Origin of the sequence: Pseudodesulfovibrio sp. JC047, assembly GCF_010468615.1 — a bacterium.
GTDB lineage: Bacteria > Desulfobacterota > Desulfovibrionia > Desulfovibrionales > Desulfovibrionaceae > Pseudodesulfovibrio.
This window is the reverse complement of the sequence record NZ_WUEH01000095.1, coordinates 1-390: the sequence shown is the minus strand read 5'-3', so window position 1 is coordinate 390 and position 390 is coordinate 1. Positions and strand designations below refer to the sequence as shown.

1 protein-coding gene is annotated in these 390 nt (G+C 43.3%); it reads left to right on the top strand.

The genetic code is table 11. From position 1 onward, the window contains the following. Positions 1 to 390 (top strand): C2HC-type zinc finger protein (locus tag GO013_RS16790; protein WP_163813191.1); only part of this gene is annotated, 390 nt, incomplete at both ends.

The window sequence follows — 390 nt, the reverse complement described above, 5'->3', positions numbered from 1 at the left end:
ACATGACCCTTTCTGAGTTAATGAAGGAACTCCAGGCGGCAGAGGCCATCATGAAGCCCAAGGCCCAAGTCCACTTTTTCCAGTCTTCCTCTAAACTAAACCCGAAAGGGAAGAAGTTCAAGAAGAAGCAGAATAAGGGAAAAGGACAGAAAAAGGGCAATGCTGGTAATGCAAAGGACAAGGGTACAGATGATAAGCCCAAAGGGAAATGCTTCAAGTGTGGCCTCAAAGGTCATTGGAAGAAAGATTGTCCCAAGCTCCTAGCTAAGAAAGGTACATCTTTTTCATACTACATTGAAACCTGTCTTGTGGTTGATTCTACTGATTCATGGATCGTAGATTCTGGAGCCACTAATCATATCTGCAATTCTTTGCAGGGGTTTCAGATAA